Genomic DNA, 12,925 nt, shown 5'->3' on the forward strand with positions numbered 1-12,925 from the left:
GCCCGCGAGCCTCAGGAGTTCGCTTTGCCGCTCATGTCCGGATCCTGCATGACCTTGAGGGTCGCCGCTTCCGGATCGAACTCGTCTTCTTCCAGCTCAAGGAATTCCTCCGGCAGGAAGATGTTCAGGAAGATCGCGCAGAAGGCGCCCACGGTGATCGGCGACTCGAAAATGTTATGCAGCGCCTTGGGCAGCTCGCGCAGCACTTCCGGCACCGCCGCCACGCCCAGGCCCATGCCCAGGGAGATGGCCACGATCAGCACGTTGCGCCGGTGCAGCCCGGCCTCGGCGAGGATCTTGATCCCGGCCACGGCCACGGTGCCGAACATGATCAGGGTGGCGCCGCCCAGTACCGGCTTGGGCATCAGCTGCAGCACCGCGCCGATCACCGGGAACAGGCCCAGCAGCACCAGCAGTCCGGCAATGAAGTAGGCCACGTAGCGGCTGGCCACGCCGGTCAGCTGGATCACCCCGTTGTTCTGGGCAAAGGTGACCATCGGCAGGCTGTTGAACACCGCAGCCACCGCCGAGTTGAAACCGTCCGCCAGCAGCCCGGACTTGATGCGCTTGATGTACAGCGGGCCCTTGACCGGCTGCTGGGAAATCATCGAGTTGGCCGTCAGGTCGCCGGCTGCTTCCAGGGGGGAAATCAGGAAGATCACCGCCAGGGGAATGAAGGCGATCAGGTCGAAGGAGAAGCCGTACTTGAACGGCACCGGCACGCTCACCAGGGGCACCTCGGGCATGGCGGCCATGTCCACCCGGCCGAGCATCCAGGCCACCACGAAGCCCAGGGTCAGGCCGATGACGATCGAGCCCAGGCGCAGCATCGGGTGGTTGAAGCGGTTGAGCACCACGATGGTCAGCAGTACCAGCGCCGCCAGCCCCAGGTTGCTCGCCGCGCCCAGGTCACTGGCACCGTAGCCGCCGGCCATGTCGGTGACCGCCACCTTGATCAGCGACAGGCCCATCAGGGTGATGATGGTGCCGGTCACCACCGGGGTGATCAGCTTGCGCAACTTGCCGATGAACTGGCTGAGGAACATCTCGATAAAGGCTGCGACAAAGCAGATGCCGAAGATGGTGGAGAGGATTTCGTTGGTGTCGCCGCCCCGGCCCTTGACCATGAAGCCGGCACTGAGCAGCACGCTGATAAAGGAAAAGCTGGTGCCTTGCACGCACAGCAGGCCGGAACCGATGGGCCCCAGGCGCCGGGCCTGGACGAAGGTGCCCAGGCCGGAGACGAACAGCGCCATGCTGATCAGGTACGGCAGCTCGCTTTCCAGCCCCAGGACCCCGCCGAAGATCAGGGTCGGGCTGATGATGCCGACGAAACTGGCCAGCACATGCTGCAGGGCGGCGAAGATTGCCGCGCTGAAATGCGGACGGTCGTTGAGGCCGTAGATCAGGTCTGACTTGTAGCGGGGAGGGGAGCGGTCGGGTGCGGTCATGGGAAAAGGCCTGCCAGTGACGTGTGAAAACTACGGAGGCACACGTCGGAAAGTGGACGGGACTTGGGCCGCAACGCCATGTCATGGACAAGACGTGCGCACCCGGTCAGAAAAAAGGAGGCGCAGGATGCCAGAAAGGCGCCGCAGCCAGAAGGGCAAACAGGCGGAAAAAGCCAAGTTGGAAAGGATACGAAAGATACTGTTTCTCATTTGCCTTTATGGAATAATCCGCCTCCCCGATCTGCGGACCGCCCCCCGATGCTGCCGACCCCCAGCCTGCTGCGCAGCTTTCAAGAGCATTACGACGACCTGCTGAAGTTTCTCACCCGGCGCATGAGCGATCGCCAACGGGCGGCGGACGTGGCCCAGGAGACCTACCTCAAGTTGCTCAAGGTCGATCCGCAGACGGTAGAGGTGCACAACGATCGTGGTTTCATTTTCCGTGTGGCCGGCAACCTGGCCATCGACACCCTGCGCCGCGAGCAGCGCCTGGCGGCCAACCTCAGCGACGCCCAGGAGCACACTGAAGCGGTGGACCCGGCCCCGGCTCCGGAAGCCGTGCTGCTGGCCAAGGAGCGCCTGGCGGTGCTCGACGAGGCCCTGGCGCAACTCTCGGACAACGCCCGCCAGGCCTTGCTGCTCAATCGCCTGGAAGGCCTGACCCAGGCACAGATCGCATTGCGCCTGGGCGTTTCCGAAAGCATGGTGGCAAAATACATCGGCCAGGCCCTGCGCCATTGCCGCGACTGGCTGAAAGTCCACCATGAATGATTCCCTCTCGCCTGCCGCCGATGCCATGACCGACCCCCTCGAAAGCCTCGAAGACGCCGCCATCGACTGGCTGGTGCTGCTGCATTCCGGCAACGCCACGCCGGCCCAGCGCATGGCCTTCCAGCAATGGCGCCAGCGCAGCCCGGCCCATGCCGCAGCGGCCGCCGAGGCCCAGCAACTGTGGGGTGACCTGGGGCAGACCGAGAGCGCCCGGCAACACCAGGCGCCGCCCGCCGTGGTGCGCCGGCCACGGCGCTTCTGGCCGGCGCTGGCCGCTTCGCTGCTGCTGGCGCTGGGGGCTGGCCTGGGCTGGCAGCAGTGGCCGGCCTTGACCTCGGACTACCACACCGGGGTCGGCCAGCAACAGCGCATCACCCTGGCGGACGGCTCGCGGGTCACCCTAAACAGCGCCAGTGCGCTGTCGGTGGCCTACTCGGCGGATGAGCGCCGGGTGATCCTGCGCAGCGGCGAAGCGCTGTTCGAACCGCTGGCCGACTCGCGGCGGCCCTTCGTGGTCCAGGCCCAGGCCCAGCAACTGCAAAGCGCGGCCAGTGCCTTCAGCGTGCGCCGCGAAGGCCACCAACTGACGGTGGTGGTGCGCGAAGGGCAGGTGCAGTTCAGCGGTGACCACGCGCCAGTGCTGCTCCAGGCCGACCAGCGCCTGCAATACCAGCCCGGCCAGCCGCTGCTGGCCCAGCAGACCGTGGACGCCGCCAGCCTGACCGCCTGGCAGCGCGGCAAGCTGATCTTCAACGGCCGCCCACTGGGTGAGGTGATAGGTGAACTGGAACGCTACCAGCACGGGCGCATCCTGATTTCCGACGGTCAGTTGGCGGCCCTGGCCATCAGCGGTGTGTTCGACCTGCATGATCCGCAAGGCTCGCTCAAGGCCCTGCAACAGCGCTACCCGCTGCACGTCACCTACCTGCCATGGCTGGCGGTCCTGCACTGAGTCGAATTTTTTTTGCCTGGGCACTGCAAGTTCCCCTGGGGGAAATCGTCGTAGTGAGACTGAGAAGACAATCATTCTCATTGACGTCATTTCAACCGGCTGGGAAGGAACACGTGAAAGCAATGTTCAAGCTGTCGATACTGGGGCGCGTTCACCCCATCATGCGCCATACATTACTGGCCCAGGCCCTGTTCGCCGGGGCCTTGAGCCCGGTCCTGGCCCAGGCCCAGGAGGCTGCCACGGTCGGCCAGGCCGGCAGCGCCCAGGAACGCCGGGTTTCGTTGAACCTGCCGGCCCAGCCCCTGGACCAGGCGCTGACCCGCTTCGCCGATCAGGCCGACCTGCGCCTGCTGTACACCACCAGCGATGTCGAGGGCCTGCAATCCACCGCCCTCAACGGCGAGGTCACGGTGGCCCAGGCCCTGCAAAGCCTGCTGGCCGGCAGCGGCATGAGCTGGTCGTTCAGCGACGGGCACACGGTGATCCTGCGTCGGGCTGGCGTGCCGGCTGCCAGCCTCAACCTCAAGCCGACCCAGGTCACCGTGGCGTCACGCACCAGCGCCGCCATCAGCGAGATTCCCGGCACCGTGTGGGTGGTGGAGCAGAGCCAGCTGCGCGAGCAGTTGAGCACCGGGGTCAGCCTCAAGGAAGCCATCGGCAAACTGGTACCGGGCCTCGACCTGGCCCCGGAAGGGCGCACCAACTACGGCCAGAACATGCGCGGGCGCAACGTGCTGGTGATGATCGACGGGGTCAGCCAGAACAGCTCCCGAGGCCTGTCCCGGCAGTTCGACAGCATCTCGCCGTTCAACGTCGAGCGGGTCGAAGTGCTGTCGGGGGCCAGCGCCATCTACGGCGGCGGCGCCACCGGCGGCATCATCAATATCGTCACCAAGAAAGGCGAACCGGGCCCGGCGCGCTTCGAGACCCAGTTGGGGGCCAGCAGCGGCTTCAACAACAGTGACGACCTGACGACCCGCATCGCCCAGTCGGTGAGTGGCGGCAACGAGGCCATCAGCGGCCGGCTGGCGGTAGCGGGGGAGCAGAACCAGGCGTTCTATGACGGTGCCGGCAAGCAGATCTTCATCGACAACACCCAGACCGACCTGCAGTACAACCGTACCCTGGACCTGATGGGCAGCCTGGCCCTGCAGTTCAACGAAGAGCAGAGCCTGGACCTGCTGGCCCAGTACTACGACTCCGGCAACCATGGCAGCACCGGGATCTACTTCCCCAACCTCAGGTACAAGGCGCCGTCCAACCTGGAAGACGCCGAGCTGCGCGGCGGTTATTCCACCGACCTGGAACCGCGTACCAAGCGCCTGCTGCTCAACGCCAACTACCACCACAGCGACGTGCTGGGCCAGGATTTCTACCTGCAGGCCTCGTACCGCAAGGAAGACGACAACTTCTTCCCGTTCCCCTACTACAACAGCGGCAGCCCCGCAGGCTCCAAGGGTGTGTACTTCGCCGCGTCCCAGCAGAATTTCGAAGTCACCAGCCTCAAGGCGCTGTTCGCCAAGGAGTTCGAGGCGTTCAAGCTGACCTACGGCGTGGACCTGGACCGCGAGCGTTTCAATGCCCAGCAGAGCACCTTCGACCAGGGCATTTCCTCGGGCAGCGGCGGCCTCGACCTGGTGACCCAGAGCAAGGCGCCGCGCTATCCCAGCTACCGGGTCGACGGCTTGTCCGGCTATGCCCAGCTGGACTGGCACGCCACCGACAACCTGACGGTATCCGGCGGCTACCGGCGCCAGCAGATGGACGTGGACGTGGGCCAGTTCAAGAACGTGCCCGGCGGCAGCAACGACTATGCGGTCAACCTCTACAACCTGGGCACCATCTACGACTTCAAGAACGGCCACCAGCTGTGGGTCAACTATGGCGAGGGCTTCGATCTGCCGGACCCGGCCAAGTTCTACGGCAAGCCGGGCCTGAGCGTGGACGACAACCCCCTGGCCGGGATCAAGAGCCGCCAGGTGGAGACCGGCTGGCGCTTCTCCGATAGCGACTGGGATGCCCAGGCGGCGCTGTACTACATCTGGTCGGACAAGGTGATCACTACCGACCAGGCCACCCTGACCATCGACGTCAAGGACCAGAAAAGCCGCGACTACGGTTTTGAGAGCGCCCTGACCCGGCATTGGCAGAACGGCTGGGAGCTGGGCGGCACCCTGCACGCGGTGCGTTCCGAGGAGGAGGGCAAGAACGGCGGCTGGCAAAAGCGTGATGCGCGGTATGCCTCCCTGTCCAAGCTCACCGCCTTCGTCGGCTGGAAGGACGACAGCAGCAGCGTGCGCCTGCAGGGCAACCACGCCTTCACCCTCAAGGACGACGCGGTCAAGCAGATCGACGCCACCCACAGCGTGGATGCGCCCAACACCATCGACGGCTACACCACCTTCGACCTGCTGGGCAGCCACGATACCGAGTTCGGCACCTTCAGCGGCGGCATCCAGAACCTGCTGGACAAGCAGTACAGCACCGTCTGGGGCCAGCGCGCCAAGCTGTTCTACTCGCCGACCTACGGCCCGGACTACCTCTACGACTACCAGGGCCGGGGCCGCACCTACACCCTGACCTGGACCATGGCCTACTGACGCCCCAGGGGCTCTTGCGGCCCCTGTAGCCGCTGCCGAGCCCCAGCAAGGCTGCGCAAAGGCCCGCAGGGCCTTGCTTGGCACCCCCAGCCGAACCCTGCGACGCAGTGCCTTCGCCGCCTGCGCCAGCGGCTACAAGACCCCGGCAGAACCATGCCTGGCAATGTCCCGCCAACCCCCATCCTCCTGACAGAAACTGTCAGGAGGCTCTGGTAATCTGCGCCGGTGTTTTTTCCGGAGTGCACCTGCGTGTCGCGAGCCAGTCGTTTACTCACCCTGCTGCAGATGCTGCGGGGCAAAAGCCGTCCGGTGACCGCCGCGACCCTGGCCTCGGAGCTGGAGGTTTCCGAGCGCACCCTGTACCGCGATATCGCCGAGCTGACCGCCCTGGGCGCGCCGATCTACGGTGAGGCCGGGATAGGTTACGTGCTGCGCAGCGGGCTGTTCCTGCCGCCGTTGATGCTCAATGCCGACGAGACCGAGGCCGTGGTGCTGGGCCTGCGCTACGTCGATCAGCGCGGCGACGAGGAACTGAGCAAGGCCGCCGCCGATGCCATGGCCAAGATCGCTGCGGTGCTGGCCCCCGCGGCCCAGGACGCACTGCGCAATCCGACCCTGTTGCCCGGCCCGGCGGGCTACGGCTTCCCCGACAACCCGGTGTCGCTCAATGTGTTCCGCCAGGCGATCCGCCTCCAGGCCAAGCTGCTGATCGACTATGCCGACGCCAACCAGAACCCCAGCCAGCGCCGGGTCTGGCCCCTGGCCCTGGGCTTTCTCAACGAGGCCCGGGTGATCGTGGCCTGGTGTGAATTGCGCGAGGATTACCGCACCTTCCGCACCGACCGCATTGCCGCCGCCCAGGAGCAGGGCGAGCGGTATCCGGGGCGGCGCAGCGACTGGCTGCGAGCCTGGCGCAAACGCATGCATAGCGATGAGCAGGGCCGTTTCACTGCTGACAGGAAATGACACGCGAGGGCTTTAGCATGGGCCACTCATTCAACAGCAAGGAGCTTTTGTCATGTCGGCCACAGACCCTTCCCTGGCCCCGGCCATCGCCGCTTATGTCACGGCCATCAACAGCGGCGACCGCGCAGTGGTGGCGTCGATCTTCGCCGACCGCGCCCAGGTCTTCGATGAACGCGAGCACTGCGTGGGGCCCCAGCAGATCGCCCGCTGGATGGGCAAAGGCGCGTGCCGCCTGGAAATCCTCGGGGTCCAGCAGCGCACCGGCAAAGTGCTGCTCGACAGCCGGGTGTGCGGTGACTTCCCCGGCAGCCCCCTGGCCCTGCGCCATACCTTCCGCCTGGACGCCCAGGGGCGGATCGAGCGCCTGGATATTTCCCGCTGATGTAGCCGTTGGCGCAGGCTGCAAAAACCTGAGCGCGCTCAAGGATTGGCCGGAGGCCACCAGGCAAGGCTTGGCGTCCTTCTCCCAGCTTCGCGGGCTCGGCAGGGGCTACAGGTCGGCCTGGGGCGGCTCATGCTGGCATACTGCGGCTCTTTGCCAGGAGGTCCGAGCCCCATGCCATTCGATTCCCCCATGAGCGCCTACCAGCACGCCCTGGAGCAGCAGGGCTTTGTCGCCGACGCGGCGCAGGCGCGTGCGGTGCAGGCCTTGCAGCAATGCCATGAAGCCCTGCATCAAGGGCGCACGGCGGTGCCCGGGGTCTATCTGTGGGGGGCGGTTGGGCGGGGCAAGACCTGGCTGATGGACCAGTTCTACCAGAGCCTGCGGGTCCCGGCGCGGCGCCAGCACTTTCATCACTTCATGGGCTGGGTGCACCAGCGTTCGTTCCAACTGACCGGTATTGCCGACCCCTTGCAGGCCCTGGCTCGGGAACTGGCCGAGGAGGTGCGGGTGCTGTGTTTCGATGAGCTGTTCGTCAATGACATCGGTGACGCGATCATCCTCGGGCGCCTGTTCCAGGTGATGTTCGACCAGGGTGTGGTGCTGGTTTGCACCTCCAACCAGCCCCCGGAGCAGTTGTATGCCGATGGCTTCAACCGCGAGCGCTTCGTTCCGGCGATCAGCGCCATTCGCCAGCACATGCAGGTGGTGGCGGTGGACGGCGAGCAGGATCACCGCCTGCACCCGGGCGCTGCCGAGCAACGCTACTGGCTTGGCGCCGAGGGGCGGCCGAGCGCCCTGGGCCCGGTGTTCGAGCGCTTGAGTGCCGGGCAGCCGGCGAGCAGCGAGCCGCTGTTGCTCGGCTATCGCCCGTTGCAGGTGGTCAAGGCGTGCGAGACGGTGGTCTGGTGCAGCTTCGTCGAACTGTGCGAACAGCCGTTTTCCGCCATGGACTTCATGGCCCTGTGCGACCGCTTCCAGGCCATTCTCCTGAGCGATGTACCCAACCTCAGCGCTTGCCAGCGCCCCGCACGCATTGCCCGGGGCACCGAGGATGGCGCCGAGCGGGTGGTGGCCGGGGATCGTGAGTTGCCGCAACTGTCGGTCCATGACGACGCGGTGCGGCGTTTCATCGCCCTGGTGGACGAGTGCTACGACCGCAAGGTGCCGCTGTACCTGGAAGCCCGGGTGCCCATGGAGCAGCTGTACACCGAGGGCTACCTGGAGTTCGCTTTCCGCCGCACCCTCAGCCGCCTGCAGGAAATGCAGTTGCAGCGTTTTGCCGGTGGGCCCGCAGCCTGAAGGGAAACCCTTCCGGCTGCCGTGGATCCTGGCCGCTGCTTAGGATTTTTTCTGTAGTGCGCGGGCTAAAAATCTTCGTTTGGTCAAATCCCCCAGCCTACAATCGAGGCTGCCCGAGCCCTGAGCGCTCACTTTCAATACGTTGATCGAGGATGAACATGGACGTTGCCGATGTCGTGGTGTTGCAAGCCAGTTACAGCAACCCGGTGCATGCCGAAGCCATAGGCGTGTTGCTCAACCACTATGCCGAGGACCCCATGGGCGGCGGCCAGCCCCTGGACGCGGACCGGCTCCAGCAGTTGCCGGCGGAACTGGCCAAGCGGCCCCAGGCGTTCAGCGTGCTGGCCTTTGCCGGCGGGCAGCCGGTGGGCCTGGTGAACTGCTTCGAAGGCTTCTCCACCTTCGCCTGCCGGCCCCTGGTGAATGTCCATGACGTGGTGGTGCTGGACAGCTACCGCGGCCAGGGCCTGAGCAAGCGCCTGCTGCAGAAGGTCGAGGACATCGCCCGGCAACGGGGCTGCTGCAAGGTCACCCTGGAAGTGCTGGAGGGCAATGCCCAGGCCCAGGCCGCCTATCGCGCCTGCGGTTTCGCCAATGCCATGCTCGACCCGGCTCACGGGCGCATGCTGTTCTGGAGCAAAACCTTGTAATGCACGCCCCCCATTCCCCCGCGCCGGCCCCGGTAGAAACACCCTGGCGGATCTTCCTGGTGTTTTTGCGCCTGGGCTTGAGTTCGTTTGGCGGACCGCTGGCGCACCTGGGTTACTTTCGCCAGGAATTCGTCCAGCGCCGGCGCTGGCTGGGGGAGGCGGCCTATGCCGAGCTGGTTGCGCTGTGCCAGTTTCTCCCTGGACCTGCCAGCAGCCAGGTCGGCATCGCCCTGGGGTTGTCTCGCCGTGGCCTGCCCGGGGCCTTGTGTGCCTGGGCCGGCTTTACCTTGCCTTCGGCCCTGGCCCTGGCGCTGTTGGCCCTGGGGTTGGGCGGCGGGGTCCCGGCCGGGGCGCTCAAGGGCTTGCAATTGGTGGCGGTGGCGGTGGTGGCCCAGGCCCTGTGGGGCATGGCCCGCAGCCTGTGCCGGGGCGCGTTGCAAATCGTCATCGCAGTGCTGGCCGCGGTGCTGGTGCTGCGCTGGCCGGGCCTGGGCGGGCAGTTGCTGGTGATGCTGCTGGCGGCGTTGCTGGGCCGTTGGCTGATCAGGCCGGTGTTCCAGGTGCAGGTCCAGAGCCCGCCCTCTGGGTCGAGTCGCCGCCTGGGGGCGTGTTGCCTGGGGCTGGCGCTGTTGTTGCTGGTGCTGTTGCCAGGGTTGGCGCTGCTCTGGCCGGGGCGCCTGCTGAGCCTGTTCGATGGCTTCTACCGGGTCGGCGCTCTGGTATTCGGCGGTGGCCATGTGGTGCTGCCGCTGTTGCAGGCGCAGGTAGTGGAGCCCGGCTGGGTCAGCAGCTCGCTGTTCCTGGCCGGGTACGCCAGCGCCCAGGCGATGCCTGGCCCGCTGTTCAGCGTCGCGGCCTTTCTCGGCGCCGCCATCGATGGCTGGAGTGGGGCGGTGGTGTGCCTGCTGGCGATCTTTCTGCCGGGGATGTTGCTGGTGATCGGCGTGGTGCCCTTCTGGCAGCGGCTGCGCCACCGCCAGGGCATCCAGGCGGCCCTGGCCGGGGTCAATGCCGCGGTGGTGGGCCTGCTGGCGGCAGCGTTGTATCAACCCCTGTGGACCAGCAGCGTGACCGGCGCACCGGAACTGGTGGCGGTGTTGCTGGCGCTGCTGCTGTTGCGCAGCGGCCGGGTGCCGCCCTGGGCCCTGGTGCTGCTGGGGGCCGGGGCAGGGGGCTGGCTGCTCTAGAGGTCGTGCTGCGCCGGGTCGAGCCGGGGGAATACCAGGCGGAACTCGGTCAGGAGTTCCGGGATGCTGCTGACCTCGGTGCGCCCCTGGTGCAGGTTCATGATCGAGCGGACGATGGCCAGGCCCAGCCCGGTGCCGCCTTCGGCCCGGGTGCGGCTGCTGTCGACCCGATAGAAGCGCTCGAACAGATGGGGCAGGTGGCTGGCGGCGATGCCCGGGCCGGGGTTGCCCACGCTCAGGCTCACGGCCTCCATGGTCTGCTCCACCCGCAGGCTGATCTGCCCCCGCGGCGGGCTGTGGCGAATGGCGTTGGACAGCAGGTTGGAAATGGCCCGCTGGATCATCAGCCGGTCCCCCAGCACCCAGGCATCACCACTGGGCTGCAGTTGCAGCTGCTTCTCTTCGGCGCTCAGGGCGAACAGGTCGATGACCCGGCGCGCCTCTTCCCCCAGCGAGACCCGGGCGAACCGGGCCCGGGATGCCGGCTGGCTGACCTGGGCCAGGAACAGCATGTCGGCGACGATCCGCGTGACCCGCTCCAGCTCTTCGATACTGGCCTCCAGCACCGCCTTGTACTCCTCTGGCGGGCGTTCCCGGGACAGGGTCACCTGGGCCTTGCCCATCAGGTTGCTGATGGGCGAGCGCAACTCGTGGGCCAGGTCGTCGGAGAACTGCGACAGGCGCTGCACGCCGCCGTCCAGGCGTTGCAGCATGACATTGATGCCCTGGCCCAGCTCCGCCAGCTCCCGGGGCAGGCCCTGCAGCTTCAGGCGGTGGGTCAGGTCCTGGGTGGTCACCCGCGCCGCGACCCGGCTGAACTGCTGCAAAGGCAGCAGGCCCCGTTGCACCAGCCACCAGGCGCCGAAACCGATCAGTAGCAGCAACAGGGGCAGGGCGATCACCGTGGAGCGCAGGTAGGCGCTGAGCAGCGCCTGATCGTTGCTGCGGTCCAGGGTCAGTACCACCTGGACCTGTTCGCCATTGCGCAGGCTCATCTGCCGCAGGGCGCTGAGCAAGGGGTTGCCGCGGCTGTCGCGCCAGTCGAGGTAGCCATCGCCCCCGATATTGCTCAGGGTCTCGGGCAGGGATTCCTGGGCCATGCCGCCGACAATCAGCAGAGGGGCCGCCAGCGGATCGCTGCCGAGGATGGTCAATTGCAGGTTGTCGTGGCCCATCACCAGGTCCAGCAGGGAATGGGGGCGGGCCGCCAGGTCACTGCTCTGGAGGTCGCTGGTGAGGCTGTGCCGGATCTGCTCCAGCTTGCTGTCCAGGCCCTTGCGCGCCAGGTTGTCCAGCTCATGGTTCAAGGCCAGGTAGGCCAGGGTTGCCAGCAGCACCACCAGTGCCGCGCCCATCAGGGCGACGGTCAGCCCCAGGCGCATGGACAGGCTGCTGGCCGCGGCTGCGGCGCGCGCTGTCATGGGCGGACTTCCAGGACATAGCCGACACCGCGCAGGGTATGGATCAGCTTGACGTCACTGGCGTCGTCGATCTTGCCCCGCAAGCGGCTGATGGAGACTTCCACCACATTGGTGTCGCAGTCGAAATTCATGTCCCAGACCAGGGAAATGATCTGGGTGCGGGTCAGTACTTCTCCGCTGTGGCGCATCAATACATGCAGCAGGGTGAATTCCTTGGTCGTCAGGTCGATACGCCGACTGCCGCGATAAGCCCGATGACGGCGCGGGTCAAGTTGCAGGTCGGCAACTTGCAGAACTTCCGGCTGGACAATCACTTCACTACGACGCATCAGGGTACGAACCCGGGCCAGCAACTCGGGAAACTGAAAAGGTTTGACCAGATAATCATCGGCGCCCATATCCAGGCCCTTGACCTTGTCTTCCAGGCGCCCGCGGGCAGTCAACATCATGACCCGTGCCGGATAGTTTCCCTGCAGTTGTTCAAGAACTTGCCAACCATCTTTGCCGGGCAGGTTGATATCCAGGATTACCAACTCATAGGGTTGTTGTTGAATCAGGTGCAGGCCGTCCACACCATTGTTCGCCCGGTCCACCACATAGCCACTTTCACTCAGGCCCTGATGCAGGTAGTCGGCGGTCTTGGGTTCGTCCTCAATCACCAGAATGCGCATTGCAATATCCTCTTCAAAGCTATCGGGGGCTGTCGAGCGGGCGCAGGTTAAAGTCTGTAGTAGCTACAGGGTCAATAAAATAACCCAACCAATTCAACGGATTAACCAGGCTGCCCGACCAGTGGCCAGTGGCATGGCGCGGCGATACTAAATGAACCGGGGCACCGCGGGCGGCAGATGACCGGGTTGTCATCTGCCCGTCATCCGGGTGCAAGAGAAGAGGGGCAGCTCCTATGAAAAAGGCGCCCACAAGGGCGCCAAACATCCACTTCTGGCAAAGGAGCAGATTGCCAGGAATGGGTCTTGCTGGAACGGGGGATCAGGCGCCAGGCTGTTGTTGCTTGGCATCCGAGGCGGAATAGTTGGGCTCGGGTTTCTGCTTTTCGGCTTTTGCGGTGTTTTCGGTCTTATCGCCATGAAGTTGCTGCTGGCTAACGCGGAAGTTGTCATAGAAGCGCTGCATATTTTCCGAGCCACCTTCGGCAAAGGCCGCGCTGGAACCTACCAGAATCAGGCCGCTTAATACCAAAGTTGAAAGTTTCATGCTGTTTTTCCTGCTTAAGAATGTTCGG

At 65.5% G+C, this 12,925-nt stretch carries 11 protein-coding genes and 1 pseudogene; 8 read left to right on the forward strand and 4 right to left on the reverse strand.

Going from position 1 to position 12,925, the window contains the following annotated elements; translation table 11 throughout:
• Positions 1-11: 11 nt before the first annotated feature.
• Positions 12-1,451: a nucleobase:cation symporter-2 family protein gene (locus KCG88_RS04525; protein ID WP_011061444.1), complete on the reverse strand. Its 1,440-nt coding sequence runs from the start codon at positions 1,449-1,451 to the stop codon at positions 12-14.
• A gap of 258 nt (positions 1,452-1,709) precedes the next feature.
• Here KCG88_RS04525 and KCG88_RS04530 point away from each other — a divergent pair.
• The 8 genes and pseudogenes from KCG88_RS04530 to chrA form a co-directional block, all read left to right on the forward strand.
• Positions 1,710-2,207: pseudogene (locus tag KCG88_RS04530) on the forward strand (RNA polymerase sigma factor); the annotation flags it as partial.
• A gap of 7 nt (positions 2,208-2,214) precedes the next feature.
• Positions 2,215-3,174, forward strand: a complete 960-nt coding sequence (locus KCG88_RS04535) for a FecR domain-containing protein (RefSeq protein WP_210711847.1) — start codon at positions 2,215-2,217, stop codon at positions 3,172-3,174.
• Positions 3,175-3,296: 122 nt separating this feature from the next.
• Positions 3,297-5,774: a TonB-dependent receptor gene (locus tag KCG88_RS04540; RefSeq protein ID WP_210712132.1), complete on the forward strand. Its 2,478-nt coding sequence runs from the start codon at positions 3,297-3,299 to the stop codon at positions 5,772-5,774.
• A 249-nt stretch (positions 5,775-6,023) separates the two neighbouring features.
• The gene (locus tag KCG88_RS04545; protein ID WP_047287473.1) at positions 6,024-6,740 is read left to right on the forward strand and encodes a YafY family protein; all 717 of its coding nucleotides are present in this window, start codon (positions 6,024-6,026) and stop codon (positions 6,738-6,740) included.
• Between the two features lie 52 nt (positions 6,741-6,792).
• Positions 6,793-7,122, forward strand: coding sequence for a ketosteroid isomerase (locus tag KCG88_RS04550; protein ID WP_047286763.1), 330 nt, complete (start codon positions 6,793-6,795; stop codon positions 7,120-7,122).
• Between the two features lie 174 nt (positions 7,123-7,296).
• A complete protein-coding gene (zapE, locus tag KCG88_RS04555) occupies positions 7,297-8,424 on the forward strand; it encodes a cell division protein ZapE (protein WP_047336889.1) in 1,128 nt (375 codons plus the stop codon).
• Positions 8,425-8,582: 158 nt separating this feature from the next.
• On the forward strand, positions 8,583-9,074 hold the full coding sequence (locus KCG88_RS04560) for a GNAT family N-acetyltransferase (protein ID WP_047286759.1): 492 nt from the start codon (positions 8,583-8,585) through the stop codon (positions 9,072-9,074).
• Positions 9,074-10,261, forward strand: coding sequence for a chromate efflux transporter (chrA, locus tag KCG88_RS04565; RefSeq protein WP_210711848.1), 1,188 nt, complete (start codon positions 9,074-9,076; stop codon positions 10,259-10,261). Before KCG88_RS04560 ends, chrA begins: the two co-directional genes overlap by 1 nt.
• On the opposite strand, the gene KCG88_RS04570 is transcribed toward chrA, so the two are convergent.
• The 3 genes from KCG88_RS04570 to KCG88_RS04580 form a co-directional block, all read right to left on the reverse strand.
• Positions 10,258-11,682, reverse strand: coding sequence for a heavy metal sensor histidine kinase (locus KCG88_RS04570; protein ID WP_047336887.1), 1,425 nt, complete (start codon positions 11,680-11,682; stop codon positions 10,258-10,260). The genes chrA and KCG88_RS04570 overlap by 4 nt on opposite strands.
• Positions 11,679-12,353: a heavy metal response regulator transcription factor gene (locus tag KCG88_RS04575; RefSeq protein ID WP_047286753.1), complete on the reverse strand. Its 675-nt coding sequence runs from the start codon at positions 12,351-12,353 to the stop codon at positions 11,679-11,681. Before KCG88_RS04575 ends, KCG88_RS04570 begins: the two co-directional genes overlap by 4 nt.
• 319 nt (positions 12,354-12,672) lie before the next feature.
• Positions 12,673-12,897: a hypothetical protein gene (locus tag KCG88_RS04580; RefSeq protein WP_047336886.1), complete on the reverse strand. Its 225-nt coding sequence runs from the start codon at positions 12,895-12,897 to the stop codon at positions 12,673-12,675.
• Positions 12,898-12,925 lie beyond the last annotated feature (28 nt).

Source organism: Pseudomonas sp. MWU349, from assembly GCF_017947325.1.
GTDB classification, from domain to species: Bacteria; Pseudomonadota; Gammaproteobacteria; order Pseudomonadales; family Pseudomonadaceae; genus Aquipseudomonas; species Aquipseudomonas protegens.